Annotated in this window: 21 protein-coding genes; 8 read left to right on the top strand and 13 right to left on the bottom strand. The window is 66.0% G+C overall.

Annotation, left to right across the window (positions count from 1 at the left end; all coding sequences use genetic code 11):
- Positions 1-116 precede the first annotated feature (116 nt).
- Together J7396_RS07535 and J7396_RS07530 are read left to right on the top strand one after the other, a co-directional pair.
- The gene (locus J7396_RS07535) at positions 117-974 is read left to right on the top strand and encodes a pirin family protein (RefSeq protein ID WP_065613314.1); all 858 of its coding nucleotides are present in this window, start codon (positions 117-119) and stop codon (positions 972-974) included.
- Positions 975-1,005: 31 nt separating this feature from the next.
- Entirely contained in the window at positions 1,006-1,440 is a 435-nt protein-coding gene (locus J7396_RS07530; RefSeq protein WP_031423537.1) for an OsmC family protein, read from the top strand.
- 298 nt (positions 1,441-1,738) lie between these two features.
- Here J7396_RS07530 and J7396_RS07525 read toward each other — a convergent pair whose 3' ends face one another.
- A complete protein-coding gene (locus J7396_RS07525) occupies positions 1,739-2,200 on the bottom strand; it encodes a hypothetical protein (protein WP_008572445.1) in 462 nt (153 codons plus the stop codon).
- 247 nt (positions 2,201-2,447) lie between these two features.
- Positions 2,448-3,338: a pirin family protein gene (locus tag J7396_RS07520; RefSeq protein WP_209261253.1), complete on the bottom strand. Its 891-nt coding sequence runs from the start codon at positions 3,336-3,338 to the stop codon at positions 2,448-2,450.
- A 741-nt stretch (positions 3,339-4,079) separates the two neighbouring features.
- Here J7396_RS07520 and J7396_RS07515 point away from each other — a divergent pair.
- Complete coding sequence (locus tag J7396_RS07515) at positions 4,080-4,457, top strand: hypothetical protein (RefSeq protein WP_122272532.1); 378 nt, start codon at positions 4,080-4,082, stop codon at positions 4,455-4,457.
- 73 nt (positions 4,458-4,530) lie between these two features.
- Here the strand turns inward: J7396_RS07515 and nfi are convergent, their stop codons facing one another.
- Positions 4,531-5,244 (bottom strand): deoxyribonuclease V, encoded by a 714-nt coding sequence (gene nfi, locus J7396_RS07510; protein WP_011348080.1) that lies wholly within the window; start codon positions 5,242-5,244, stop codon positions 4,531-4,533.
- A 102-nt stretch (positions 5,245-5,346) separates the two neighbouring features.
- Between nfi and gpmA the strand changes: the two genes are divergently transcribed.
- The 4 genes from gpmA (at position 5,347) to J7396_RS07490 (ending at position 10,739) form a co-directional block, all read left to right on the top strand.
- The gene (gene gpmA, locus J7396_RS07505) at positions 5,347-6,096 is read left to right on the top strand and encodes a 2,3-diphosphoglycerate-dependent phosphoglycerate mutase (protein ID WP_127166693.1); all 750 of its coding nucleotides are present in this window, start codon (positions 5,347-5,349) and stop codon (positions 6,094-6,096) included.
- Positions 6,097-6,242: 146 nt separating this feature from the next.
- Complete coding sequence (locus J7396_RS07500) at positions 6,243-6,557, top strand: hypothetical protein (protein ID WP_209261252.1); 315 nt, start codon at positions 6,243-6,245, stop codon at positions 6,555-6,557.
- A 281-nt stretch (positions 6,558-6,838) separates the two neighbouring features.
- Entirely contained in the window at positions 6,839-8,941 is a 2,103-nt protein-coding gene (locus J7396_RS07495; RefSeq protein ID WP_209261251.1) for a M13-type metalloendopeptidase, read from the top strand.
- Positions 8,942-9,176: 235 nt separating this feature from the next.
- A complete protein-coding gene (locus J7396_RS07490) occupies positions 9,177-10,739 on the top strand; it encodes a phospholipase D family protein (protein ID WP_046936756.1) in 1,563 nt (520 codons plus the stop codon).
- A gap of 291 nt (positions 10,740-11,030) precedes the next feature.
- Here the strand turns inward: J7396_RS07490 and J7396_RS07485 are convergent, their stop codons facing one another.
- From J7396_RS07485 to rlmJ, 10 genes are all read right to left on the bottom strand, one after another.
- A complete protein-coding gene (locus J7396_RS07485) occupies positions 11,031-12,158 on the bottom strand; it encodes a chemotaxis response regulator protein-glutamate methylesterase (RefSeq protein ID WP_008571299.1) in 1,128 nt (375 codons plus the stop codon).
- The gene (locus J7396_RS07480) at positions 12,155-12,961 is read right to left on the bottom strand and encodes a CheR family methyltransferase (RefSeq protein WP_209261250.1); all 807 of its coding nucleotides are present in this window, start codon (positions 12,959-12,961) and stop codon (positions 12,155-12,157) included. Before J7396_RS07480 ends, J7396_RS07485 begins: the two co-directional genes overlap by 4 nt.
- Before the next feature lie 4 nt (positions 12,962-12,965).
- The gene (locus tag J7396_RS07475) at positions 12,966-14,249 is read right to left on the bottom strand and encodes an EAL domain-containing response regulator (RefSeq protein WP_209261249.1); all 1,284 of its coding nucleotides are present in this window, start codon (positions 14,247-14,249) and stop codon (positions 12,966-12,968) included.
- A 26-nt stretch (positions 14,250-14,275) separates the two neighbouring features.
- A complete protein-coding gene (locus J7396_RS07470; protein ID WP_209261248.1) occupies positions 14,276-14,791 on the bottom strand; it encodes a chemotaxis protein CheW in 516 nt (171 codons plus the stop codon).
- A gap of 10 nt (positions 14,792-14,801) precedes the next feature.
- Positions 14,802-16,958, bottom strand: a complete 2,157-nt coding sequence (locus J7396_RS07465; protein ID WP_031423520.1) for a methyl-accepting chemotaxis protein — start codon at positions 16,956-16,958, stop codon at positions 14,802-14,804.
- Between the two features lie 65 nt (positions 16,959-17,023).
- A complete protein-coding gene (locus tag J7396_RS07460; RefSeq protein WP_008576106.1) occupies positions 17,024-19,033 on the bottom strand; it encodes a chemotaxis protein CheA in 2,010 nt (669 codons plus the stop codon).
- An 18-nt stretch (positions 19,034-19,051) separates the two neighbouring features.
- A complete protein-coding gene (locus J7396_RS07455) occupies positions 19,052-19,381 on the bottom strand; it encodes an STAS domain-containing protein (protein WP_003488096.1) in 330 nt (109 codons plus the stop codon).
- A 470-nt stretch (positions 19,382-19,851) separates the two neighbouring features.
- The gene (gene mfd, locus J7396_RS07450) at positions 19,852-23,316 is read right to left on the bottom strand and encodes a transcription-repair coupling factor (RefSeq protein WP_014090633.1); all 3,465 of its coding nucleotides are present in this window, start codon (positions 23,314-23,316) and stop codon (positions 19,852-19,854) included.
- Between the two features lie 652 nt (positions 23,317-23,968).
- Entirely contained in the window at positions 23,969-24,511 is a 543-nt protein-coding gene (locus tag J7396_RS07445) for a GNAT family N-acetyltransferase (RefSeq protein ID WP_003488532.1), read from the bottom strand.
- Positions 24,512-24,901: 390 nt separating this feature from the next.
- Positions 24,902-25,810 carry a 23S rRNA (adenine(2030)-N(6))-methyltransferase RlmJ gene (gene rlmJ, locus J7396_RS07440; protein WP_014090632.1) on the bottom strand — a complete coding sequence of 303 codons (909 nt, stop codon included), beginning with the start codon at positions 25,808-25,810 and terminating at the stop codon, positions 24,902-24,904.
- A gap of 178 nt (positions 25,811-25,988) precedes the next feature.
- Between rlmJ and creB the strand changes: the two genes are divergently transcribed.
- On the top strand, positions 25,989-26,693 hold the full coding sequence (creB, locus tag J7396_RS07435; protein ID WP_014090631.1) for a two-component system response regulator CreB: 705 nt from the start codon (positions 25,989-25,991) through the stop codon (positions 26,691-26,693).
- The last annotated feature ends 29 nt before the right edge of the window (positions 26,694-26,722 follow it).

Genomic DNA, 26,722 nt, shown 5'->3' with positions numbered 1-26,722 from the left:
GTTAGGGCGCTGGCACGCTGGCGGCGTTTGGAACGATCGGTTGCAATGGTCGCGGTTGGGCGGCGGCCCGCGCGCACCCATCATTGGCGCTTCGCCACAGGGCACAGGGACAAGCGATGAGCACCACGACCACCACAGCAGCGCACGTACTGCGCACCATTCGCGGCATGCCGACCTCCGACGGGGCCGGGGTCAAACTGACCCGCGTCATCGGCACCCAGCAGCTGCCGGAGCTGGACCCGTTCCTGATGCTGGACGAATTCGGCACCGACAAGGCCGAAGACTATCTGGCCGGTTTCCCCAGCCACCCGCATCGCGGTTTCGAGACCGTGACCTACATGCTCGACGGGCGCATGCGCCACAAGGACAACCACGGCAACGAAGGCCTGCTGACGCCGGGCAGCGTGCAGTGGATGACCGCCGGGCGCGGGCTGATCCATTCGGAAATGCCGGAGCAGGAATCCGGGCGCATGCGCGGCTTTCAGTTGTGGGTGAACCTGCCGGCGCGCGAGAAGATGACCGATCCCAAGTACCAGGAGTACGCACCCGACCACATTCCGGTGGCGCATCCGGCGCCCGGCGTGACGGTCAAGGTGATTGCCGGTGCGGTGGGCGAGGTGGTCGGGCCGATCGTGCAACCTGCAACGAGCCCGGTGTACCTGGATATCGCGTTGGAACCGAACGTGGAATGGGAGTATCAGCTGCCCAGCGGACATAACGCGTTCGCGTATGCCTTCGAGGGCGCGCTGACGGTGGGCGAGAGCGACACCGCGCGCGTGTTGCCGGCGCAGCAGCTGGCCGTGCTGGGTGGCGGACAGCGCCTGCGCCTGCACGCCGGTGCCGACGGTGCGCAGCTGATCCTGGTCGCGGGCCGCCCGCTCAACGAGCCGGTGATGCGGCATGGCCCGTTCGTGATGAACACCAAGCAGGAGCTGATGCAGGCGTTCGTCGATTTCCAGGAAGGCCGGTTTTGAACCGGCCCGCGTACGACAACAGGAGCCGGCAATGAGTGACCGGCCCGTCAGCGTGCGCACCGGCACGGTGCCGTACACGGTCAGCATCCACGACGGGCTGCACACCTGGAGCGGCGATACGCAGCCGGCCAATGGTGGCAGCGACGCCGGGCCGGATCCCGAATCGCAGGTGTTGGGCGCACTGGGTGCGTGCACCGCCATCACGGTGTCGATGGTGGCCGCGCGCAAGCAGTGGCCGCTGACGGCGGTGCACGTGCATCTGCGTTACACGCAGCGCGGCGCTGCCGGCACGGCGATCGCCCGCGCGGTGGTGCTTGACGGTGCGCTCGACGACGAGCAACGCGCACGGTTGATGGAGGTGGCCGACAAATGCCCGATCCATCGCCTGCTGACCGGCGAGGTGCGCATCGAGACTCAGTTGCAGGCGGCTGGCGGCGGTGGAGACACGGCGATTCGAAGCGACTGACAGACGCTTGCCGGCAGTCTTTGGGTTCGGTGAGTGCGGAATCGGAATTGGAACGAGCGATCGGTCCACCCCGATTCCGGGCGGATGCCGACATGACATGCGCCACTGCTCCAACGTTTGCAAGCGTGAGCGTTCTCCAGCCCATCGCCGTCGCACGTGGTGGCCGCCGGAATCAAAATCGTTGAGCGGCTGGACGCATCGGCGCGCCTGGTGCGTCAGACACTGTCTGCAGCGTGCCGGCTAACCCGCGCGCTGCAAGACGGGTGCAGCAGTGCGCGGGGCTGTGACGCGCGCTGCGTCAGCGCTGCAGCGCCAGGCTGGCCGGCTGCAGATCCATGTTCTGCACCATCGACTGCATCGAGGCGAGTTCTTCGGTGCTGGCGCCATCGATCCACAGCTGGGCGTAGCGCTTCTTGCCCAGTTCGACCACGGTGACGCGGCGCGATTCCGTGCCCGGCATGTCGCGGCCGCCCAGATCGAGCTTGTACCAGTAGAAGTCTTCCTGCTGAATCTGGCCCTTTTCGGCGCGCCGCTCGCGTGCCAGTGTCATCGCCGGGTCGCGGGTAGTGAGCATCACGCCGACCACCTGCCGGCCATCGGCAGTCATGGCCTTGCAGACCAGGTAATCGGCACCGGCGAGCTCGTTCCACTGCAGGCCGGAGGCCGGTGGCAACGGCGGGCAGACCGGCGAGGTCTGGGCATGGGCGGTGGCAGCGGCCAGCAGCAAGCTCAGGCCAACAAGGCAGGATGCAGACTTCATACACGATTCCCCGGCATTGGATGACGATGCGGGCGCGCCGATTTCGTGCCGTTGCAGTGCCTCGAACTCCCCGTCCAAGGACTGCCGTCTACGCAACGCGCTCCGTCTACAAGGCCATCACTACCACAGTTTTGCGAATCAGCTCAAGTGGTGTCGCACCTGTGCCTGGCATCGCATGTGCAGCGTGGCACTTCCGGTAAGAGACCTGGTGATCGCGCGTGTGGGTCCACTCGCGCAGCGCACGGTTTCAAGGGTAATTAACCGGTTTTGGGGCCGGTGACTCGGGCAGCGGAATGAACTCCTTGTCGTCGCCGGGAATGCTGCCGAAGCGGCCTGCCTGCCAGTCGTCCTTGGCCTGCTCGATGCGTTCCTTGGAACTGGATACGAAGTTCCACCATAGATGACGCGGCCCATCTAGCGGGTCGCCGCCAAGCAGCATCGCCTTGAGCGGGGTCTTGGCGCGCAGGCGGCCGCGGGCGCCGGGCGAGGGCACGATCAGGTGGCGAGCTGGCACGTCGGCACCGTCCAGCTGCGCTTGGCCTTCCAGGATGTACAGGGCGCGCTCGGCGTGCCCGGTGTCCAGATCCAGTTCGGCGTCGGGCGCCAGATCCAGCGCCACATTCAGCGTGCCGCTGAACACCTGTACCGGCGATTCCTCGCCATATGCGCGGCCGGCGATCACGCGCAGCCACACGCCGTCGCGGCGCTGCTGCGGCAGGCTTGCCGCCGCGTGGTGATGGAACGCGGGCGCGGTTTCTTCGGCCGAGCGCGGCAAGGCGATCCAGGTCTGCATACCGTGCAAGGCGTGTTCGCGTGCGCGCTCCGGGCCAGGCGTGCGTTCGGAATGGGCGATGCCGCGGCCGGCGGTCATCCAGTTGACGTCGCCGGGGCGGATCACCTGATCCGAGCCCAGCGTGTCGCGGTGGCCGATTTCGCCGGCCCACAGGAACGTGACCGTGGCCAGGCCGATGTGCGGATGCGGGCGTACATCGATGCCGTGATCGGGCTCCAGCACGGCTGGGCCCATGTGGTCGACGAACACGAACGGGCCGACGCTGCGCGCCTGCAGGGTTGGCACGGCGCGGCGCACTTCCAGTCCGCCGATGTCATGGACGCGTGGAGCGATCAGGGTGGTCATGCGCGGTCTCGCGGAGTTGATGACGTGGGCACGAGCTTCGCATGCGCGGTGGCCGGGGCGGGCGCGTGGCGTAAAACGCAGTGTCCGGGTCATGGCGCTTCCTGCGCGTCGGGGGACGCGCCATCGGCGCGGCAGCGGGTGCCGCACCGCGAATGCCTTACGGAAGCGGTACGAGGTAGCAGCGGCTCAGCGCGAGACAGCCCCGGTCTTTGCAGGCAGATGCGGTGCCAACGAGGACATTGTTGGCAGCGAAGACGACGCATCCAGCGCTGCGGTCCGGGATCATGCAGGCCGCACTATTGAAGCTCGGCGCGGGCGCCATTGCCGTGCGCATGTTTCCCATCGGCAAGGCCCGGGGTGCCTGTGGCCGCCATGGCCGGCCTGATCTTGCAACGCAAGCGGCTGTCTCCAGGCCTCGCCACCGCTGCTGCCGCCAGGTATCGGTGGACGAGGTTCTGGCAGCGGCGAAGTTGCAACACGAACGAAGTTGCATGGCGGGAAACGTACCGCCGCCACCTAAATGCAGCGTGCCAGGTCATGTGCGTCATCGCGCCATGAATAATGGCGGCGCTGCACGATCCACGAGCGCTTTGGCCTTCACTGCATGCGTCTCAGGTGACGGATCGGCAACGGTCGCTTGCTGCGCATCGTCTGCGGTGTACACCTAGCGGCAAGTCGCTCGCGCTTTAGCGTTTTACTCGATGCGTTTCAGATTCTTACTCCCAATCCGAGGAATACGTTATGTCCTTATCGATCTCAGGAAGGAAGACAACATCGCTGCTCTTCTTGGTGATGGCAGCGTTGGCGCCCTGCCTTGGTAGTGCGCAGAGCGCTCGGGCCCTCCCCAGTCGCATCATCAGTGCGTCCGCCAATGTCCGCTCGCTGGCATTCCTGATAAATGGAAGCGCGGTCGGCTGCTATGCGGTCTACTCCGGCAGGAGTGTTGCAGGGCCGACGCTCAGCACGGCGACCACCTATCAGGTCGCTGCGTCCTCGTCCTCGTGCAGCGATCAGCCCTATGCAGTGGGCTCTTTGGTGAATTACCGGCCTCCGTCAGACAAGCAACTGATTTTCTTCCGGATCGACGGCTCCGGTCGCATCGTCATCACTTACAACTGATGGGTTGCCCCAGCGCCGTGCCTATGCGGCCGGCGCTGGGGCTGTGGCACGTGGCCGCTGACGCGACGCCTGCTCACAGCAGCTGACCGGAGCAGGCTGCCGGTACCGTCACCTCGCCGCGGCGCGAGGCCAGCCGGTCGGCCAGGCGCGTGGGCTCGGGCAGGCGATAGGCGCGCAACGTGCGCAGGGTCCAGTCGAGCGCGCCTTGCATCGACACGCAATGGCCGGGCGAGACAATCAAGGGGTTGCAACGCGGTTTGCTGCGCAGTGCCCAGCCGATCTGCGCACCGCCCAGCAGGATCGGCGTGTGGTCGCCGCGTTCGGGCCCAGGCTCGGCGAAGCTGCCGGCCAGGCGCTGCTTGGCGATGCCGATGCACGGCAGGCCGGTGACCACGCCGAAGTGCGCTGCGATGCCCAGCCTGCGCGGATGCGCGATGCCCTGGCCATCGATGAACACCAGATCCGGCGTACGCGACAGCAGCGCCAGGGCCCTCAGCAACGCGGGCAATTCGCGAAAACTGAGCAGGCCGGGGACATAGGGCATCGAGGTCGGCACGCGCGCGACGTGCGTTTCCAGCGGGAGCAGCGTTTGCGCATCCAGCAACACGGCAGCCGCGCGGGTGGTCTGGCCATCGTCTTCGAAACCGACATCGAACCCTGCAAGCAACTGCGGCGTTGCGCTCACCGCGTCATCGAGCACCACGCGCCGTGCCAGTTGCTGCTGCAACTGTCGCGCCTGAATCACGCTGCCGTCCCAACCGGCGAAGACGGGATCGTTGGTCTGCATTGCGAAAGCATCGCGCGCTGCCTGTGGCGATCTCGTGCACGCCTGCGATGCACGCGCTGCCGCTACAATCGCAGGCTGATCGGCCCCAATCGGAGAACCGTAGTGACCCGCAAACTCGTACTGCTGCGCCATGGCCAGAGCCAATGGAATCTGGACAACCGTTTCACCGGCTGGGTGGATGTGGAACTCACCGACCAGGGCCGCCAGGAAGCTGTGGCGGCCGGCAAGCTGATGAGGGACGAAGGGCTGCAGTTCGATGTCGCCCACACCTCGGTGCTCAAGCGCGCCATCCACACGCTGCAGGGCGCATTGAAGGAACTGGACCAGGACTGGTTGCCGGTGTCCAAGAGCTGGCGCCTCAACGAGCGCCACTACGGTGGCCTGCAAGGCCTGGACAAGGCCGAAACCGCGGCCAAGCACGGCGAGGAGCAGGTCAAGATCTGGCGCCGTTCCTACGACATCCCGCCGCCGGCGATGGACGTCAACGACCCGGGCCACCCGTGCCATGACCGGCGCTACGCCACCCTGGACCGCAACGCGCTGCCGGGGACCGAGTCGTTGGCAACCACGCTGGTGCGCGTGTTGCCGTATTGGCACGACGCGATTGCGCCGCAGTTGAAGGCCGGGCAGACCGTGCTGGTGACCGCGCACGGTAATTCGCTGCGCGCGCTGTACAAGTACCTCAACGATGTCTCCAACGAGCAGATCCTCGAGCTCAACATCCCCACCGGCATCCCGTTGCTGTTCGAGCTGGACGACAACCTGCAGGTGCGCAGCTTCCGTTACCTGGGCGACCCGGAAGCGGCCAAGCGCGCGGCCGAAGCGGTGGCCAACCAGGGCAAGGCGAAGTAATCGCCGCCAGCGGTTGCAGCGCTGCGTGCGGTGCGCGCAGCGCGTGTTCTTGTGCGCATGCGGCTGCAAGCGGCTGCGTGCGGTGATGAATGGAAGCGGTGCGAGGGGGTAATACGCGCTCGGCACCGAGGCGCAGGCGAGACACGATGTCCAGCAAACGGAGAACCCGGCAGATGACTGCCGTTTACTGTCGCGCGTATCTGGTGACGCTCGGCATGCTGGTGGCCGGCGGGGCCGCGTTTGTCGCCTTGGCTGCTGGCGACATCTCCGGCGCGGGACTGGCGCTGGCACTGCTGATCTGCGCGATGGGAGTGCTGTTGCTGGGGTTTGGCGTGGCTGGGCCGGCGCCACAGATGGAAGCGTGGGCCGATGCGGCGTCGGGGCACGAGGTCGCCCTGGCGCTGATGGTGCTGGCGTATCCGGTGTATCTGGTGATGGCGCCGTTTTACGCGCGGCGTTGAGCGCATGCGATGGCGCGCGTTGCGCCGGCATGCAGGTGGGTGGAAGCAGTGCGTGGCGGTGCCGATGACGGACGCGCACGTGCTGTACAGATGCAATGGACTTTCATGGCGCACGGCATCGACTTCATGTTGCGGTGCCGCTGCACGGATGTGGTCTGGCCGGTTGCAGAGCGACTGACGAAGAGGCGGGCGCCTGCGCTGCGCGGTTCTTCGCCAGCGCTTGCCGACCGGATGTCGACTTTTTTCGATCGCGCCTGCGCGGTCATGCCCTGGAGAATTCAATGAAGTTGCGCAAGTTAGCTCCGCTGTCGCTTGCGGTCGCCATCGTGGTCGCGCTGTCTGCGTGCGGCGCCTCCGATGACACCGCCAAGGTGGCGCCTGCCGCGCCGCAGGCGGTATCGACCAAGGTGGATGTGTCCAAGCTCGATGCGCCGATCGTGGCATTCAGCAACAGCGACCTGGACCCGAGCATCGCTGCGTGTCAGGACCTCAACGGGTTCGTCAACGCCAAGTGGCTCAAGGCCAATCCGGTGCCGTCCGATCGCACCAGCTGGGGCAGCTTTGAGGTGCTGGCCGAGCGCTCGCTGACCATCCAGCACGCGTTGGTGGAGCAACTGGCGCGCGGCAATCTGTCGGCCGGTTCGGTGGATGCCAAGATCGCCGACCTGTGGCGGACCGGCTCGGATGAAGCGGCGATCGACAAAGCGGGCATTACGCCGCTGCAGCCGCAGTTGAAGGACATCGACGCATTGACCGATGCGCCGTCCATCGCCGCCTGGTTGCGCAACAGTTATGCGCAAGGCCAGGGCTTGGTGTTTTCGTTCGGTGCCAATGCCGACTACAAGAATTCCGAGCAGATGATCGCCTACGCAGGGCAGGGCGGTCTGGGCTTGCCCGAAAAGGGCTATTACACCGACCCGGCGCAAGCAAAGATCCGCGAGCAGTACGTGGCCTACATCGCACGGATGCTGGAGTTGTCGGGTATCCCGGCCGCGCAGGCGGCCGCGCAGGCCAAGGCGGTGATGGCGTTCGAGACGCGCCTGGCCAATGCGTCGTTGTCGCGTATCGAACTGCGCGACCCGGCCAAGCGCTACAACCCGGTCGATGTGGCCGGCGCCAACGCCATCACGCCGCACTTCGACTGGAAGGCGTTTTTCGCAGCGCTCAAGGTGCCGGCCGGCACCTTCTCGCTGAGCCAGCCGGGCTATTTCGCCGAGCTCGATGCGATGCTGGCCGATACGCCGATCGCTACCTGGAAGGCGTATCTGCGCTTCCATACGGTGGATGAAGCGGCGCCGTATCTGGCCAAGCCGTTCGAGCAGGCCAATTTCGATTTCTACGCAAAGACCCTGCGCGGCCAGCAGGACATGCTGCCGCGCTGGAAGCGCACCTTGAATGCGGTCAACGAGGCGATGGGCGAGGCCCTGGGCCAGCTGTACGTGCAATCTGCATTCCCGGCCGAATCGAAGGAGCAGATGCAGCAACTGGTGCAAAACCTGTCGGCGGCGCTCAAGGCGCGGTTGGAAAAGCTCGACTGGATGAGCGCGGACACCAAACAGCGCGCACTGGAGAAATGGGCCAGCTTCACTCCCAAGATCGGCTACCCGGACCAGTGGCGCGATTGGTCGGGCCTTCAGACGCGTGGCGACGGCTTTCTTGCCAACATGCAGGCCGCGCAGGCATTCAACTACCGCGACATGCTGGACAAGATCGGCAAGCCGGTCGACAAGCGCGAGTGGCACATGACCCCGCAGACGGTGAATGCGTACTACAACGCCACACGCAACGAGATCGTGTTTCCGGCCGCCATCCTGCAGCCGCCGTTCTTCGACCCCAAGGCCGATCCGGCCTTGAACTACGGTGGCATCGGTGCGGTGATCGGGCACGAAATGATGCACGGCTACGACGATTCCGGCAGCCAGTTCGATGCCAAGGGCAACTTTGATAGCTGGTGGACCGATGCAGACCGCAAGCTGTTCACCGAGCGCACCGACCGGCTGGTGGCACAGTTCGATGGCTATGAAGCGATCAAGGGCGTGCACGTCAAAGGCAAGCTGACGCTGGGCGAGAACATCGGCGATCTGGGCGGCCTGACCGTGGCGTACGATGCATTGCAAATGGCGTTGCAGGAGCAGCCGGCCGCCAACACGCAGATCGATGGGTATTCGCAGGACCAGCGGTTCTTCATGAACTGGGCCACGGTCTGGCGCCGCAACTTTACCGATGGCGAATTGCGCGTGCGCCTGAACACCGATCCGCACGCACCGGCGAATTTCCGCGCCAACGGTGCGCCGTCGAACATGCCGGCGTTTGCGCAGGCATTCCAGTGCAAGCCCGGCGATGCGATGGTACGTGGCGACAAGGAGCGGGTGACCATCTGGTAAGCGCCGCGGGCGCGCGATGGTGCTTCGGCAGCTGGCGCGCCATACCGCTGATGACGCCGTAACCACCACGTTCGCCCTGTGCGGCACGCGGTGCTGCGAGTACTCGCGTCCACGGCACTTCCACGACACCCGTCTGTTTCTCGCGGGAATTGTCGAGGTTGCTTGTGGCGGCGTCTGCACACCGGCCTGCCCGCATGGGCTCTACACTGCCGCGCTGCGCATCGCGGAATCGGCAGTGACAAAGCGGAAATTTTTCAAATGGTTCGGCATTGCGCTGCTGGTACTGGTGCTGGCCAGCGCGTTATCGCTGTACGGCTACGGGCGCTTTGCCGACCGCCAACGCGGGCCGGTCAGTCACGTGCTGCCTGCCACGGCGGTCGCGACGCCCATCGACAAGGTGGTGGCGCCACTGCAACAGGCGCACGTCGATCAGACCGGCATGGTGATCCTGCCGGATAACGTCGATGCGTTTGCGGTACGTGCGCTCACCGCGCGTGCGGCCGGGCGCAGCCTGGATCTGCAGTACTACATCTGGCATGCCGATTTCACCGGCAACCTGCTGCATAACGAATTGCTGCGCGCGGCCGATCGCGGCGTACGCGTGCGGTTGTTGCTGGACGACATGAATATCCATGGCAGCGATTCGGTGCTGGCTGCCCTGGATAGCCATCCGCTGATCGAGATTCGCCTGTTCAACCCGACACGCGCGCGCGAAGGCACCTTGATGCGCGGCGTGGAGATGGTGCTGCGCATGTTCAGCATCAATCGCCGCATGCACAACAAGGCCTGGATTGCCGATGGCCGCATCGCGGTGGTGGGTGGGCGCAACGTGGGCGACGAATATTTCGATGCGGCGCGCGACACCAACTTCATGGATATGGATGCGGCGCTGATGGGGCCGGCGGTGGGCCAGGCCGAGCAGGTGTTCGACGCGTACTGGAACAGCCCCAATGCCTTGCCGCTGTCTGCGCTGGTCACCGCAAAGCCGCAGGCACTGGAGGCCTTGCGTGGCAGCCTGGACGCGGGCATGGCATCGGTGCGCGCGCATCCGTATGTGGAGCGGCTCAAGCGCTCGCCAAGCGTGCGTGAACTGATGCAGGGCGACCGACCGGTGCACTGGGTGTCGCAGGCGCGCATCGTCTCCGACCCGCCGGAAAAAGCCGAAGGTGCGCCGCCGCAAGCCGACTGGATGACGCCGGTGCTGATCGGCGAAATGGCGCACGCACAGCGCGAGCTCAAAGTGATCTCGCCGTATTTCGTGCCGGGCGACGAGGGCATGCGCTGGATCGGCAACCTACGCCAGCGCGATGTGCGCGTGAGCATTCTGACCAACTCGCTGGCGGCCAACGACGTGGTGGCCGTGCACAGCGGCTATGCCGGCTATCGCGTGCCGCTGCTGCAGCAGGGCGTGCGCCTGCATGAGCTCAAGCCGATGGGCAAGCCGGACGGCAGCCTGTTCGGTTCCAGCGGCGCCAGCCTGCATACCAAGGCGTTTGTCGTGGACGACAGCAGCGGTTTCATCGGCTCGTTCAACCTGGACCCGCGTTCGATGAACCTCAACACCGAAATGGGCCTGCTGTTCAACGACCGCGTGGTCACCGCGGAGCTGGAGCGGCTGTACAACCACAAGATCAGTGCGCCGGTGAGTTACCGCGTGACCCTGGAGCAGGGCGAGCTGCGTTGGCACGACGATGCCGCGCAGCCGCCCGAGGTGTGGTCGCGCGAGCCGGCGGCGAGCGTGTGGCGACGTGGCGCAGCAGCGGTGATGGGCTGGTTGCCGCTGGAGTCGCAGCTGTAGCTGGCTGGTTAGCGTGTTGCCCTCATCCGCCCTTCGGGCACCTTCTCCCGCCGGCGGGAGAAGGGAATGTGGCGGTCTTTCATGGATAGGAGAATGCGCGCGTCGATGCGGCGCAGACGCAGTGGCTGCGTTGGAGCAGACGCAATGGCTGCATTGGAGCACGGGCAATGGCTGTGTCCAGCAGGTGCACAGGCTCTGTCCAGCAGGTGCAGTGGGTCTGTCGCGCGGAAGACGCGGTAGACGCGGTGGCTCTGTCAGAGCGTTGAGCGCGTGACGTGGACTTCTGTCGCGTTACTGCAGCTGCGTCACGATCTCGCGCGCCATCGCGCCCAGCGGCAGGATACGGTCTGCGCCGCCGCGCTTGATCGCTTCCTTGGGCATGCCGAACACAATGCTGGTGTGTTCGTCCTGTGCCACCGTGCGTGCGCCGGCCTGGCGCATTTCCAGCAGGCCGGCGGCGCCATCGTCGCCCATGCCGGTCATGATGATGCCCAGCGCATTGCTGCCGGCCGCGCGCGCGGCCGAGCGGAACAGCACATCGACCGACGGGCGATGCCGGTTGACCGGTGGGCCTTCCAGCACTTCGACGAAATACTGCGCGCCGCTACGACGCAGCAGCAGATGTTTGCCGCCCGGTGCGATCAATGCACGGCCCGGCATCACCCGGTCGTTGTTGGCGGCCTCCTTGACGGCGATCTGGCAAAGACCGTTCAGGCGCGCGGCGAAGGCAGCGGTGAATTTCTCCGGCATGTGCTGCACGATCACGATGCCGGGGCAGACGCGCGGCAGCGCGGTGAGCACTTCTTCCAGGGCCTGGGTGCCGCCGGTGGAGGTGCCGATGGCGACGATGCGTTCGGTGGTCTGCGCCAGCGCACGTCCGCTTTGTGCCGGCAGGATGACATCGGCGGTGTGCTTGACCTCCGCTTCCAGCGGCGCGGCAGTCACGCGCGCAGCCAGCCGCTTGACGTTGGCGCGCGCTGCGCTGCGCACGGTCGCCACCAGTTCGTCGGCAGAGTCGGTGAGAAATTGCTTCAGACCCAGGCGGGGTTTGGTCACCACCGCCACCGCGCCGGCGGCCAGTGCATCCATGGTGACGCGCGCGCCTTTTTCGGTAAGCGTGGAGCAGATCACCACCGGCGTGGGCCGCTCGCTCATGATCTTGCGCAGAAAGGTGATGCCGTCCATGCGCGGCATTTCCACGTCCAGCACGATCACATCCGGCCAGTGCTGGCGCATTTTTTCGATCGCCAGCAGCGGGTCGGCGGCAGTGGCGATGACCTCGATGCCCGGCGCGTCGTTGAGCACGCCCACCAGCACCTGGCGTACCACTGCCGAATCGTCGACCACCATGGCCTTGATGGTCGTGGGGTTGGCGGCGGGGCGATGAAGCGCTGTCGACACGGTGAATCCTTGGGTCATGCCTTGCGGAAGATCGAGGGTGCCACCTGGACCAGATCGATGTCGAGTTCGCTCAGGCTTTCCGAATGGCCGATGCAGAAGTGCCCGCCCGGCTTGAGGTTGGACAGCACGCGCAGGATCACTTCGCGCTTGGTCTGGCCGTTGAAATAAATCATCACATTGCGCAGGAAGATCGCATCGAAGCTGCCCAGTGCCGGCAGCGCGGCATTGAGGTTGGCGTGCACGAACTGCACGCGCTCGCGCAGCCGCCGCTCCACCAGCAAGGTGCCGTCGTACTCGCCCTGGCCACGCAGGCAATAGCGTTTGAGATAGGCCTGCGGGATGCCGTCGATACGTTGCAGCGCGTAATGGCCGGTGCGCGCCTTGGTCAGCACGCGCGTGCTGATGTCGGTGCCCACCACCTCGAACGGGCGGCCCTGCAAGGTGTCGTCCAGCACCATGGCCATGCTGTAGGCCTCTTCGCCGCTGGAACTGGCCGCGCTCCAGCAGCGGAACGGCAGCCCGCCACGGTGTTCGCCGGCCAGCCTGCGCAGCAGCTCGAAGTGCTTGGGCTCGCGGAAGAAATAGGTTTCGTTGGTGGTGAGCAGGTCGATCGCAGTCTGGATTTCCCTGCGGTCCTGGCGGCTTTCCAGCAGCTGCAGGTACTGCGTATAGGTGCTGAACTGATGTTCGCGCAGGCGCTTGCCCAGGCGGCCGCACAGCATCGCCTTCTTGCCGGAGGAAATGGTGATGCCGGCCGCTTCGAAGATGAAGCGCTGGAAGCGGCCGAACTCCTGTTCGGTGATGGCGGTCGCGGTGCTCATCGGCTCAGGCCACGTCCGCATCGCTGTGGAACGTGCTGTCGCTCAGGCGTGCGATGCGCATGGCGTGTTCGCGCCACCACTCCGACAGCATCGGCCCGGGCATCGGCGAGGCCATCAGATAGCCTTGGGCCAGGTCGCAGCCAAGTTCGCGCAGCAGCCGCCAGTCGTCGGGCGTTTCCACGCCTTCGGCCACGGCAGTGAGCTCAAGCCGATGCGCCAGCTCCAGCGTCGATTCGAGCACGGTGCGCTGGCTGCGGCTGCGATGCGCTGCATGCACGAAGCTGCGGTCCAGCTTGAGTTCGGTGAAGGGAATGCTGGCCAGCCGCTGCAGCGAGGAGAAGCCGGTGCCGTAGTCGTCGATGGACAGGCCGAACCCGTGCAGGCGCAAACGCGCCAGCATGCTCAGCGCATTGGCCGGCTCCACGATGGCGCTTTCGGTGAGTTCCAGCACCAGGTTGGCCGGGCTCAGGCCGTTCTCGCCCAGCTTGGCGCACAGCTCTTCGAGAAAATGGTCTTCGCCCAAGAGCCGGGGCGAGAGGTTCAAGGCCAGGCTCAGGTCGAAGCCTTCGGCGCGCCAGTCCACCAATTGCGCGATGGCCTTGTCGATGACCTGCTGCGTCAACGCGTGGATCAAGCCTTCGCGTTCGGCCAGCGGAATGAAACGGTCCGGGCCGATCATGTCGCCTTGCGGGCGGCGCCAACGTGCGAGCGCTTCCACGCCACGCAGGCGGCCGTCCTTCAGGTCGAGCTTGGGTTGGTAGGCCACACGGATCTCGCCGCGGCGCATGGCACGGTCCAGCCGCGAGGCGGCGGCACCACCGCTGGACATCAGCGGCGAGATCGCCACCGGCGCGAATGCCGGTGCATCGGCGGCCGGCTCCGGTTCGCAATCCAGCACGGTGGCCAGATCTTGCAGGTTCATCGGCTTTTCGATGCCGCCGAGCACGCGCACGCCGGCACTGCGGCTGAGTTGCATCACTGCATCGATCAAGGCACCGCCGCGTTGCGAGACCACTACCACCGGCACGCTGTATTTGCCCCGCGCCAGGGCGTCGAGCAACTGCACGCCGTCCATGCCCGGCATTTCCAGATCCACCAGCAACAACGATGGCGCCTGGGCGCGCGTCAGCCATTCCAGTGCCGCGTTTCCGTCGACGGCACCGTCGACCACGCTTGCGCCGAGCTGGCGACACAGCGCCATGGCGTGTTCGCGCTGGACCACGCTGTCGTCCACGACCAGGACCGGGCCGGCCAGCGTGCAGTTGCAGGAGAGAAGGGCGGGGCGCATGGGAGTCCTTGAGTGCATGCGTGAGGTCAGGCCGCCAGCTCGGCGGCCGGCAGCTGGGCGAGCGTGTCGTTGCCCAGCACGGCATCGGCATCGAGCAGGATCACGAAGCGCTCGCCGATCTTGCCCATGGCGTGGATGAAGTCGCGCGCGATGCCGGCGCCGAAGCTGGGCGTGTCGACGATGTCGGAAGGCGCGATTTCCAGCACTTCGCTGACCGCATCCACCAGGAGCCCGAGCACCTGATGCAGCTGGCCATGCGCGATCTCCACGATCACGATGCAGCTGCGCTTGGTGATCGCGCTGGCGTTGCGGCCGAAGCGTTGCTGCAGATCCACCACCGGCACCACCGCACCGCGCAGATTGATCACCCCGCGCAGTGCCGGCGGCATCATCGGCACATCGGTCGGCACGCGGTATTCGATGATTTCCTTGATGCCCAGGATGCCCAGGCCGAACATTTCCCCACCCAGCAAAAACGTGAGGTATTGCTGCGGTGCCGTCGAAGACGGCACTTGGCGGTCGGTTGCAGGAAGCGCTTGCATCGTCGGCTCCTCAGAAGCTGGCGAATTGCGATTCGTCGATCGCATCAGCGGTGGCGGCCACCGCACTGAGCTGGCGCACGTTGGTGCGTCGTGGCTGCGCGCTGCTCACCGTGGCAGGCGCATGCGCGGCGATCCTGCGCGGACCCTGCCTGTTGCTGCCCGACGCGGCGCCGCGGCCGCCATTGCCCAGCCGGAAGAAGCCCATCAGCTGCTGCAGCTGTTCGGCCTGCGCGCTCATCTCTTCCGAGGTGGCGGCCAGTTCTTCGGCATTGGCGGCGGCCGATTGGGTGGTCTGGTTCAATTGCCCCACGGCGGTGTTGATCTGGCTGACACCGGCGGTCTGTTCTTCGGAAGCGGCGGCGATTTCCTGCACCAGGTCGGAGGTGCGGCGGATCGAAGGCACCATCTCGCCGAGCACGCGGCCGGCGCTTTCGGCCAGTTCCACGCTGGATTCGGCCACTTCGCCGATTTCCTGCGCAGCGATCTGGCTGCGCTCGGCCAGTTTGCGCACTTCGGCGGCGACCACCGCAAAGCCCTTGCCGTGTTCGCCGGCGCGCGCGGCTTCGATGGCGGCATTGAGCGCCAGCAGGTTGGTCTGATACGCGATGTCGTCGATGATGCCGATCTTCTTGGCGATGTCCTTCATCGCCACCACGGTGGCGCGCACGGTGTCTCCACCGTCGGCCGCTTCGCTGGCCGCCTTGGCCGCCATGCTGTCGGTGACGCGCGCGTTTTCGGTGTTCTGTGCGATGGAGGCGGTCATCTGCTCCAGCGAGGCGCTGGTTTCTTCCACGCCGGCCGCCTGTTCGCTGGCGGCCTGGGCCAGCGCCTGCGCGGTGGCGCTGACCTCTTCCGACGCACTGGCCAGGTTTTCGGCGTTGCGGTTGACCTCATCGACGATCTCGGTGAGGCGGCTCATGGTGGTGTTGACGTAGCGCTGCATGTCGGCGAAGGCGCCTTCGTAGCGGCCTTCCACGGTGTGGGTGAGGTCGCCTTCGGCCATCGCGCCCATGACCTGGATCACTTCGGAAATGCTGCGCAGGTTGCCGCGCGCGCGCTCCACGGTGTCGTTGATGAAAGCCTTCTTGCCCGGCAGCTGCGCCAGCGGGGCATCGAAGTTACCGCGGCCGAATTCGGCCACCACGCCCATCGCCAGCTTCTTGACCGCGATATGCGCGCCCACCATCTGGTTGATGCCCAGCGCCATGCTGCGGAAGTCGCCATCGAAGCGGCTGCTGTCGATGACCACGTCGATATCGCCGGCTTCATGTTCGGCCGACATGTGGTTGATCTCGGCGATCAGGCCGGTGAGGTTGCCGCGTACCTGTTCGATGGTGTCGTTGATGAAGCGCTTCTTGCCCGGCAGCAATGGCAGCTGTGCGGTGAAGTTGCCGCGGCCGAATTCGCTGACGCAGGCAATGGCTTGCTTCTTGACCGCGATATGGCTGGCCACCATTGCGTTGATGCCTTCGGCCATGCGACGGAAATCGCCGGTGAAGCGCTGGGTGTCGATGACCACATCGATATCGCCGGCATCGTGCTCGGCCGACATGCGATTGACCTCGGCGACCATGCCGGTGAGGTTGCCGCGGATCTGGTCGACGATCTCGTTGATGAAGGCCTTCTTGCCCGGCAACCGTTCCAGTTCGGCGGAGAAGTTCCCGCGACCGAACTCGGCCACACAGGCCATCGCCTGCTTCTTGACGGCGATATGGCTGGCCACCATGCGGTTGATGCCGTCGCCCATTGCGCGGAAATCGCCTTCGAAGCGCGCCACGTCGATGCGCGCGTCGATCTCGCCGGCATCGTGTTCGCGCGAAACGCGATTGATTTCCTCGTTGACATGGCGGATGCCGCTCTGCACCTTGCGCAGCCCGCGCAGGACATCGCTGGCCTGGTCCTCGCGCACCTGCGGCAGCGCCACATCGAAGTTGCCGCGCGAGAACGCGTCCAGCGTGGTGGTGGCCATCTCCAGCGACGCGCTGGCGATACGGATTGCCCAGACCAGCAAGGCGCCGCTGATCAATGCTGCAACCAGGCTGGTGCCCAGCAAGGCTGCGTGCGAGAGCGCCAGCGCCACGCCGGCGACGACCACGACAACGGGCAGGGCGATTGCAAGCGCGGCGGTGAACCACAACTGCGTAGCGATCGGTAGACGGTGTGACATGACGGTAGCTTCCTGGGGTCAGGTAACGACAAACGACGGTTCGGACGGAGCGATGGCGCGGGCGTTCAGGCCGCCAACGCGTCCTGGTTGGGATGCAACTGCTGAATCAGGCTGGGCACATCCAGAATCAATGCGACATCGCCGCTTCCCAGAATGCTCGAGCCGCTGATGCCTTTGACCTGCGCGAACACCTTGGACAGCGGCTTGATCACCGTCTGCCATTCGCCGAGCAGGGTGTCCACCACCAGGCCGAAGCGCTGTGCGCCCTGCCGGATCACCACGATGCTTTCGCGCGAGGGCGTCTTGCCGCCCAGCGCGAACAGTTCGCGCAGGCGCACGTAGGGCAACACGCTGCCGCGCAGGTCGATGTAGTCGCTGGCGTAGTCGGGGGTGAACTCCACGCACTCTTCGACCACGTCCAGCGGCACCACGAAGACCGATTTGCCCACGCCGACCTGGAAACCGTTGATGATGGCCAGCGTCAGCGGCAGGCGCACCGAGATGGTGGTGCCCACGCCGGCGGCGCTGTCGATCTCGACCGTGCCGCGCAGTGCGGTGATGTTGCGCTTGACCACGTCCATGCCCACGCCGCGCCCGGACAGATTGGTGACCTTTTCCGCCGTGGAGAAACCCGGTTCGAAGATCATCGCGAAGACGTCGCGGTCGCTGAGTTGGCGGCCTGGTTCGATCAGGCCACGTTCGAGCGCCTTGGCCAGGATGCGGTCGCGGTTCAAGCCGCCACCGTCGTCGGTGATCTGGATGACGATGCTGCCGGAGTCGTGATATGCGTTGAGCCCGACGGTGCCGCGCGCAGGCTTGCCGCGCGCCACGCGCACGTCTGCCGGCTCGATCCCGTGGTCCATCGCGTTGCGCACCAGATGGGTGAGCGGGTCGCCGATCTTTTCCACCACCGACTTGTCCAGTTCGGTGTCTTCGCCTGCCACCACCAGCGCGATGTCCTTGCCCAGTTCGCGCGCCACGTCGTGCACCACGCGCTGGAAGCGGCTGAAGGTGCCGCCGATCTTGACCATGCGCAGCTGCAACGCGCTTTCGCGCACGTCTTCGACCAGGCCAGCCAGGATCGAGGCCGATTCCAGCAACTGCGCATCGCCGGTGCGTTGCGCATTGGCACTCGTGCTGGACACGGCGATGATGAGTTCGCCGACCAGATCGATCATGCGATCGAGCTTGTCGGCATCCACGCGGATGGAACGCGCGTCGGCGCTGCGCGCGGCAGCGTCCGGCGCGGCACGGCCTGGGGCCGAAGCGGCGCTGGGTACTGCAGCAAGCGGCTTGTTCGGCGTGGGGCTGGCTGCCGCTTCGGCGCTGAGCAATTCAGCGGCGTCGGATGGCGCCGGAACCGACACGATCTCCAGATCGCAATCTTCGCGGACGAATTCGAACACCTCTTCGATGGCGGCGCGGTCGGCATCGCTGCGCAGCAGGATCTGGAAGCCCAGGTAGTTGGCTTCCGGATCGAGGTCGTCGAATGCCGGCAGCTGGCTGATATCGGTGGTGATCGATTCGACCGAGCCCAGGCTGCGCAGGTTGCGAATCAGCTTGAGCGGCGAATTGCCGAAGCGCAGTGCGTCGGCGAACAGTTTCAGGGTGATCCGCCAGTAACCACTCTGCTTTTCCGGTGCGCCTTGCGCAACCGCGGCTGCAGTGACGCCGCAGGCGCTGCGTTGCAGATACGTCTGCAATTGCGCCAGCAGCGGTTCGGCTTCGGCGGCCAGTGCGACCGGGTCGGCGTGGCTCGGGTCTGCGGCGGTTTCCACCAAGGCATGGATATGGTCGCAGCACACCAGCAGCAGCCCGATCAGTTCCGAGCTCAAGCTCAGCGCTTCGTCGCGTACCAGATCCAGCACGCTCTCCACCACATGGGTGAAGCCGACCAGCTGCGGCAGGTCGAACAGGCCGCCGGAGCCCTTGATGGTGTGCGCGGCGCGGAAGATGGCATTAACCGCATCCGGCGACGGTTCGCCGCGCTCGGCTTCGAGCAGATGACGTTCCATGTCTTCGAGCAGGTCCCGGCTCTCGGCCAGGAAGGTCTGCATCAGCTGGTTCATGTCCATGCGCGCGTCACCAGTCCGTTAGTGAATTCGTTCGCCCAGGCCTGCAACCGCATGCGGGTACAGGGCCTCGAGCAGGCCGAGCAGCTCGATGACATCGACCACCGCACGGCTGGAATCGGTCAACGAAAACGGCCGGCCATCGGCCTGGATCGCCTGCTTGGTGGCCAGCAACAATTGCAGGCCGGTGGTATCGATCTCGCTGACGGCGGCCAGGTCCAGATGCAATCCACCCGGATGCAGCAAGGCCGGCTGCAGCAACGGCTTGAGCTCGGCCGCGCGACGAATGGTCATCTCGCCCTCCAGGGCAAGGGTCAGCGGCGCGGGTAGATCGGACAGTGGCGTGTTCATTGGTGCCTCAAGCGGTGCGATGGCGCACGGGTGCGTACCATGGCCTGGGAAGGTCGCAACGGCCTGGACGGGTGTGAGCAGCGCTGCACACGGGCCATGCCGGTCTATGCAGGTATCGGCGCCTTTTGGAAATATTTAGGCAAAATTCAGCGCAATGACGGATTTGCGAAACCCGTCACCGCCTGTGGATTAATTGCTCAGCTTTGTCGGAAGCAGGCTCAGGGGGACTGTTCGAGCCTGTCCCGTCGGACAGTTCGCCCCGTTCCGGCACGGCGTTGCAGGTGACGCCCCGGCTTCGCGCGCGTGAAGCACCGGCGGGCGCTTTTATCCAAACCGGATGCGCGGCGCGCCTGCTGCGGTAGTCATGACGGGCAAATGCGACCAGGCGGTGGATTGCCCGCCTGCCTGGTCGCGTTTTATACGTGGTGATCGTGCTCGGTGCGGTCGCCGCTTGCCGGCGCCGCAGCGCTTCAGCCCGGTGACAATGCCGCCAACAGGCCGCGTGCCGCATTGAAACGGTCGGCGCCTTCGGGCATCGGCAGTTTGATGCGCAACTTGTCCGGGCCATCCATCGTGTAGATCTTCGGCTGTTTCTGGATCATCTGGATGATGGTCATCGGGTCGATCGCCGGCTTGGCCTCGAACACCAGCCGCCCGCCGTTTTCGCCCAGGTCCAGCTTGCGCACGCCCAGCGCATTGGCCTGCAGCTTGAGCTCGGCGATGGCAAACAGATGCTTGACCGGGTCCGGCAGCAGACCGAAGCGGTCGATCATCTCCACCTGCAGTTCGCGCAGCGCATCGGGGTCGCGTGCGCTGGAAATGCGCTTGTACAAGGTCAGGCGCGTGTGCACGTCGGGCAGATAATCCTCGGGAATCAGCGAGGCCACGTGCAGTTCGACGTCGGCACCGCGCACTTCTTCGCCGGCATCCAGGTCAGGCAGCTTGCCCTGGCGGATGCTGCGCACTGCGCGCTCGAGCAGTTCGGTGTAGAGGCTGAAACCGACCTCGGCCATCTGGCCGCTCTGGTCTTCGCCCAGCAATTCGCCGGCGCCGCGGATTTCCAGGTCGTGCGTGGCCAGGGTGAAGCCGGCGCCGAGCTCGTCCATCGAGGCAATCGCTTCCAGGCGCTTTTCCGCATCGGAGGTCATCGAGCGGCGATCCGGCACCACCAGGTACGCATAGGCGCGGTGATGCGAGCGACCCACGCGGCCGCGCAACTGGTGCAACTGCGCCAGGCCAAAGCGATCGGCGCGGTTGATGATGATGGTGTTGGCATTGGGAATGTCGATGCCCGATTCGATGATCGTGGTCGACAGCAACACGTTGAAGCGCTGCTTCTGGAAATCCAGCATCACCCGTTCCAGCTCGCGCTCGGGCATCTGCCCATGCGCGATACCAATGCGCGCTTCCGGCACCAGTTCCGACAGATCGCGCTGCATGCGCACGATGCTTTCCACATCGTTATGCAGGAAATACAGCTGACCACCGCGACTGAGTTCGCGCTGGAAGGCTTCGCGCAGCAGCGTATTGTCCCAGGCAGTAATGAAGGTCTGCACCGCCAGGCGGTTCGGCGGCGGGGTGGCGATGATCGACAGATCGCGCAGGCCGGCCATGGCCATGTTGAGCGTGCGCGGGATGGGCGTGGCGGTGAGCGTGAGCAGGTGCACATTGGCACGCATCGCCTTGAGCGCTTCCTTCTGGCGCACGCCGAAGCGCTGTTCTTCGTCGACCACGACCAGGCCGAGATCCTTGAACTTCACATCCGGCTGCAACAAGCGGTGCGTGCCGATAATCACGTCGATCTCGCCGCTGGCGACCTTCTCCAGTTCGGCCTTGATTTCCTTGGTGCTCTTGAAGCGCGACAGCACTTCCACCTTCATCGGGTAATCGGCGAAGCGGTCGCGGAAATTGCGGTAGTGCTGTTCGGCCAGCAATGTGGTCGGCACCAGCACGGCGACCTGTTTGCCGGCGCTGGCGGCGGCAAACGCCGCACGCACCGCAACTTCGGTCTTGCCGAAGCCCACGTCGCCGCACACCACGCGGTCCATCGGTTGGCTGCTGCCCAGATCGCGCAGCGTCGCATCGATGGCGGCCAACTGGTCGCCGGTTTCCTCAAACGGAAATCCGGCCGCGAACGGCTCGTACATTGCGCGGTCCACCTGCAACGCCAGGCCGGCGCGTGCACGGCGACGTGCCTGGATCTCCAGCAGTTCGGCAGCCACGTCGCGCACCTTCTCGGCAGCCTTGCGCTTGGCACGGGTCCACTGCTCGCCGCCCAACGAATGCAGCGGCGCGGTCTCGGCCGAGGCGCCGGAATATCGGCTGATCAGGTGCAACTGCGCCACCGGCACATAGAGCCGGTCGCCCTTGGCGTATTCGATCTCCAGGAACTCGCCGGGCATGCCGCCGGCATCGAGCACGATCAGCCCGCGGTAACGGCCCACGCCGTGATCCTCGTGCACAATCGGCGCGCCTTCGGACAGTTCGCCCAGGTCGCGGATGATCGCTTCCGGCTCGCGTCCGACCCGACGCGTGCGGCGCGGCTGATTGGCCCGCTCCGGGAACAGCTGGCGCTCGGTCAGCAGCGCAATCTGCGGTTGATCCAGCGCAAAGCCGTCCTCCAGCGGCGCCACGGTGATGGCAAAACGCAGCGTGCCCGCCAGGAACGCCGGCACATCGGCGACCAGCTCCGGTTTCAACTGCGCGGCGGCCAGCACTTCCATCAAGGCTTCGCGGCGGCCGGCCGAATCGGCAGCGATCAGCACGCGGCCCGGATAATGGCTCAGGAACGTCGCCAGCGCCTGGCCGGCCGGCGCGTCCTTTGCGGCCACCGGCAGCGGCGGCAACGGTTGGTCGCCGAGCGGGGCGGCCTCATCGATGCGCGCATGATCGCTGGCCCATACTTCGATACGCGCCAGCTTGTTGAGCCGCTCGCGCAGTGCATCCGGCGATTGGTATAGCTCGTCCGGCGGCAGCAGCGGGCGCTCCACATCGTGGCGGCGCTGTTCGTAGCGGTTCTGCGCCTGGGCCCAGAAGGCGTCGGCGGCATTGGACACGCCGGTGGCGATCACCGGCAGCACGCGCTTGTCCAGGTAATCGAACAGCGTTGCGGTCTTGGCGAAGAACATCGGCAGGTAATACTCGATGCCCGATGGCGCCAGCCCGGATTTCAGGTCCTGGTACAGCGCGCTGCGCCGGGTATCCACGTCGAAGCGTTCGCGCAGGCAGGCCAGCACGCGCTCCACGCTGGCATCGTCCATCGGCACTTCGCGGCCCGGCAGCATCTTGACCGCGTCCACCTTGTCCAGCGAGCGCTGCGATTCCGGGTCGAACACGCGGATCGAATCGATGTCCTCATCCAGCAGCTCGACGCGCAATGGCGTGTCCGCGCCCATCGGAAACACATCCAGCAGGCCCCCGCGCACCGCGAAATCGCCCGGGTCCATCACCTGCGGCACATTGCGGTAGCCGGCGCTTTCCAGGCGACGCTTTTCCGCATCCAGATCCAGCCGCTGGCCAACGGTGAGATCGAAGCTGCCGCCGACGATGTAGCTCAGCGGCGCCAGCTGCTGCAGCAAGGTCTGCACCGGCACGATCACCACGCCGCGGGTCAGGCCGGGCAGGCGGTGCAGGGCGGCCAGCCGCTGGCTGATGATTTCCGGATGCGGGCTGAACTGGTCGTAGGGCAGGGTTTCCCAATCGGGAAACGGCACCACCGGCAGCGCCGCCTGTTCGCCGAGCAAGGCGTGCAGATCGGCTTCGATCTGGTGCGCGCTCTGGTTATCGCGTGCGATGACCAGCAACGGGCCGGCATGCGCTTCGGCTGCCCGCGCAATCGACCAGGCCAGCGCAGTCGGAGAGGACGGAGCGCGCCAGTAGGCGCGGAGCTGGCCAGACTTGGGCAGCGGCGGGGAGGGGAAGGTAGGCGACGGCATCAGCCGGCGATTTTATCAGAGCCCCCGCTGCGGCCGGTCCATCTGGTGTGAAAGCTGGTGGTGGGCCACCCGCCCGGATGTGCACTGCGGGTCATGGGGTTGGGTACGCGGGTGCAAGTCATGCGCACGCTCGCGAGGCAAAGACCCCACTCGGTCGAGTGCGCGCGACCCTTACCGCTTGCGGGACACGCCATGAATCTGTATCTGCAGGCTCGGTGGCGGCATCCATGCCGTCACACGGTCCCGCAAGCGGCGAGGACACCACAGCAGACGGTTTTACGTGGCGCCTGGGTATGAGCCAGACACAGCGCTCCCGTCGGCACGGCAACACTCTCGACGGTTGTGGCAGCTTTCAATGGCGAAACGTCGGGCTGTCTACCTTCGGGAAGCGGCGTGCGCGGATGAAGCGTGGCACCCATGCCACCCCAGGATCCTGCAAGCGGCGAGGGGAAGGATCCGTAAGTGGCCTTAGGTGTCAGCCAGTGTGCCGATCCTTTCGGGGGTCTTGCAGCTTACCGTCGAGAACATCAGGCCGCCGCGCAACGGTGGCTCTCCGTGATGAAGCAAGACCCAAGCCCCGATCACGCAAAGCAGCCGCGATCTGCTTTTACGAATCCCAAATCCCGTATCCCGTATCCCGTATCCCGGCCCCTCAAGCATCCAGCTCCAACACCATCCGCACCAGCTCCGGCGACTCCGGATGCGCCTGCGGCTTGAAGCCCAGCGATTCTGCCAACTGCAGCATCGGCACATTGCTTTGCAGCACATCGCCGAACAGGCAGTCCAGGTACTTGCGCCGTGCCCACTTGACCAACTTGCGCATCAGCTGCCGTCCCAGCCCCTGGCCGGCGACGAAGCTGCTGACCAGGATGGTGTATTCGGCCTGGCGGGTGCCCGGCACCAGTGCGGCGCGCGCGACCGCGCCGACCAGCGCTTCGCCGGGCGGCAGTTGCTCGGCAGCGACCAGCACGATCTCGCTCTTGGGGTTGGGATGGGTCAGGCGCTGCACCATCTCCGGGGTGATTTCGGTGGAGGAGCGCACAAAGCGCGCGCGAATTTCCTCCGGTCCCAACAGGCTGAAGGCTCCCTGCAGCGGCGGACCATCCTCGGGACGGATCGGGCGAAGCAGAAGGGTGCGGCCATTGGGCAGGCTGAAGTTTTCATGCCAGGGAGGCATGCGATTGCGAATGGCCATGACCGGTGTTCCTTAAAGATCGGAAGATTCTGGCACCAGCCCGGCGCGCAACCGTGAATGAATCCGGTGTGCCGCCGGGGGCCGACAGGAGGTGGCAGTGCTTCTCACACAACTGTAACGAGCGGAGCCGTGAGCCGGTCGTGAGCGTGATGGGGCGCGCACTGTGGCAGCCGAGTGGACGCCGCGGGGCCGCCGGAAGGCATTGGTCGCCCGGCCCGGCCTTGCTGGGACATGGGCATCCGGCGCAGCGCCCGTTTGTTTACGCTGCGCTGGAGGTGCTCGCGGCACCTGCCGCGTTGCCGACGCGGTGCGCGTGGCGCGGGCCATTGCAGCGGTGCAACGACGCCGCCGGGCTACCCACCGTGATGGTAGGCAAACGCGCCTGCCGGCTCAGCCGTCCTGGCGCAGCCACTCCAGCCGGGTCGAGGCGCCGGGCTCGCCCAGATGCTGCTTGAGCACCGGCAACGCCGGCGCCAGCATCTGGTCGAACTGCCAGGGCGCGTTGACGATCAGCAGCCCGCTGCCGGTCAGGCGCAGCGGCGAGTCGTCCGGGCGCACCTGCAGCTCGGCGACCAGCACCGACTTGGCCGGCAACGCGGCGGCCTTGCGCATGAACGGCTGCAGGCTGCGGCGCAGCTTGATCGGGTACCACACCATGCAGATCGCCTGCGGCCAGCGCGCCAACGCTTCGCGCACGCTATGGATGATCTGCGGGTATTCGGCGTCCTGCGATTCGTAGGGCGGGTCGATCAACACCAGCCCACGGCCGATCTTGGTTTCGCCAGCCCGTGGCGGCAGGAAGGCGCGGATGGCCGCGTAGCCGTCGCCGGCGTGCACGCGTACCCGGCTGTCCCTGGCGAACAGGGCCTTGAGCGCCTCGGCTTCGTCGGGCTGCAGTTCGCAACATGCCATGCGGTCCTGCTCGCGCAGTGCTTGCGCAGCCAGCAGCGGCGAGCCGGGGTAGTGGTTGAGCTGGATGCCGGCGGTCGGGCGGGTGGGCTTCTGGCCGGGCGTGGCGGGGCGGGCGACGGCTTGGTTGTCGGCCTGTACCGCGCGCAGATAGCGCTCGACCACCTCGGGCAAGCTGGCCTCTGCCATCAGCCGCATCACGCCGGCATCGGCCTCGTTGGTCTTGCGGCTCTCTTCGCCCCCGAGTTGGTAGCGGCCGCGCCCGGCGTGCGTGTCGAGCACGAAGAACGGGGTGTCCTTGCGCTTGAGGGTGTCGATCAGGGCAAGCAGGGCGATGTGCTTGAGCACGTCGGCATGGTTGCCGGCATGGAAGGCGTGGCGATAGTTCATCACGGCAGTGTAGAGGCTGCGGCGCGATTTGTTGCCGCCCATTGCGGGCGACGCAGCGCAAGCGCACGGTGGCGACATCCAGAGGCCGCGCGATGCCGCGAGCAATGCGGCGTGTGCGCATGTCGTGCCACGCCATGCGTGGACCACCTCGACCTGTAGGCCGTGCCCGCATGCCGGTATGCTGCGCGGCATGTCCGAGTCTGCCGCCCGCGTGCTCGTCGTCGAAGACGAAGCCGCCATTGCCGATACCGTGCTCTACGCACTACGCAGCGAGGGCTATGCGCCTGAGCATTGCCTGCTGGGCCGCGATGCGCTGACGCGTCTGCGCGCCGATCCGGCCGATGTGGTGGTCCTCGATGTGGGCCTGCCGGACATCAACGGGTTCGAGGTGTGCCGCACGTTGCGCAGTTTCAGCCAGGTGCCGGTGATCTTCCTGACCGCGCGCAACGACGAGATCGACCGCGTGCTCGGCCTGGAGCTGGGCGCCGACGATTACATGGCCAAGCCGTTCTCGCCGCGCGAGCTGGTGGCGCGCGTGCGTGCGCGCCTGCGCCGACGCCATGCCGGCACGCCGGCCGAATCGGGCTGGCAGCCGCACGGCGCGTTTGCGATCGACCGCGAGGGCAGCCGCATCCGCTATGGCGAGACCCTGCTGCCGCTGACACGCTACGAATACGCGCTGCTGGCAGCGTTGCTGCAACGCCCCGGTGCGATCCTGAGCCGTGCGCAGCTGATGGACCGCGGTTGGGACGCCAGCGCCGACAGTGCCGATCGCACCGTCGACACCCATATCAAGACGCTGCGCGGCAAGCTGCGCCTGGCCGGCGTGCCGGCCGACCCGATCCGCACCCACCGTGGCCTTGGCTACGCGCTGGAGGTATAGGCATGCGCCGGCACGCATGTGGTGAACTG

This window comes from Xanthomonas sp. A1809 (genome assembly GCF_017746015.1).
Taxonomy (GTDB): Bacteria; Pseudomonadota; Gammaproteobacteria; order Xanthomonadales; family Xanthomonadaceae; genus Xanthomonas; species Xanthomonas euvesicatoria.
Note: the sequence above shows the minus strand (reverse complement) of the source record. Positions and strands in the feature narration are given on the sequence as shown.

What these genes read in the sequence shown, in the direction of transcription:
- J7396_RS07535 (WP_065613314.1), top strand. Translation starts at nt 117, where the DNA reads ATGAGCACCACGACCACCACAGCAGCGCACGTACTGCGCACCATTCGC.
- J7396_RS07530 (WP_031423537.1), top strand. Translation starts at nt 1,006, where the DNA reads ATGAGTGACCGGCCCGTCAGCGTGCGCACCGGCACGGTGCCGTACACG.
- J7396_RS07525 (WP_008572445.1), bottom strand. Translation starts at nt 2,200, where the DNA reads ATGAAGTCTGCATCCTGCCTTGTTGGCCTGAGCTTGCTGCTGGCCGCT.
- J7396_RS07520 (WP_209261253.1), bottom strand. Translation starts at nt 3,338, where the DNA reads ATGACCACCCTGATCGCTCCACGCGTCCATGACATCGGCGGACTGGAA.
- J7396_RS07515 (WP_122272532.1), top strand. Translation starts at nt 4,080, where the DNA reads ATGTCCTTATCGATCTCAGGAAGGAAGACAACATCGCTGCTCTTCTTG.
- nfi (WP_011348080.1), bottom strand. Translation starts at nt 5,244, where the DNA reads ATGCAGACCAACGATCCCGTCTTCGCCGGTTGGGACGGCAGCGTGATT.
- J7396_RS07500 (WP_209261252.1), top strand. Translation starts at nt 6,243, where the DNA reads ATGTCCAGCAAACGGAGAACCCGGCAGATGACTGCCGTTTACTGTCGC.
- J7396_RS07495 (WP_209261251.1), top strand. Translation starts at nt 6,839, where the DNA reads ATGAAGTTGCGCAAGTTAGCTCCGCTGTCGCTTGCGGTCGCCATCGTG.
- J7396_RS07485 (WP_008571299.1), bottom strand. Translation starts at nt 12,158, where the DNA reads ATGACCCAAGGATTCACCGTGTCGACAGCGCTTCATCGCCCCGCCGCC.
- J7396_RS07480 (WP_209261250.1), bottom strand. Translation starts at nt 12,961, where the DNA reads ATGAGCACCGCGACCGCCATCACCGAACAGGAGTTCGGCCGCTTCCAG.
- J7396_RS07475 (WP_209261249.1), bottom strand. Translation starts at nt 14,249, where the DNA reads ATGCGCCCCGCCCTTCTCTCCTGCAACTGCACGCTGGCCGGCCCGGTC.
- J7396_RS07470 (WP_209261248.1), bottom strand. Translation starts at nt 14,791, where the DNA reads ATGCAAGCGCTTCCTGCAACCGACCGCCAAGTGCCGTCTTCGACGGCA.
- J7396_RS07465 (WP_031423520.1), bottom strand. Translation starts at nt 16,958, where the DNA reads ATGTCACACCGTCTACCGATCGCTACGCAGTTGTGGTTCACCGCCGCG.
- J7396_RS07460 (WP_008576106.1), bottom strand. Translation starts at nt 19,033, where the DNA reads ATGGACATGAACCAGCTGATGCAGACCTTCCTGGCCGAGAGCCGGGAC.
- J7396_RS07455 (WP_003488096.1), bottom strand. Translation starts at nt 19,381, where the DNA reads ATGAACACGCCACTGTCCGATCTACCCGCGCCGCTGACCCTTGCCCTG.
- mfd (WP_014090633.1), bottom strand. Translation starts at nt 23,316, where the DNA reads ATGCCGTCGCCTACCTTCCCCTCCCCGCCGCTGCCCAAGTCTGGCCAG.
- J7396_RS07445 (WP_003488532.1), bottom strand. Translation starts at nt 24,511, where the DNA reads ATGGCCATTCGCAATCGCATGCCTCCCTGGCATGAAAACTTCAGCCTG.
- rlmJ (WP_014090632.1), bottom strand. Translation starts at nt 25,810, where the DNA reads ATGAACTATCGCCACGCCTTCCATGCCGGCAACCATGCCGACGTGCTC.
- creB (WP_014090631.1), top strand. Translation starts at nt 25,989, where the DNA reads ATGCTGCGCGGCATGTCCGAGTCTGCCGCCCGCGTGCTCGTCGTCGAA.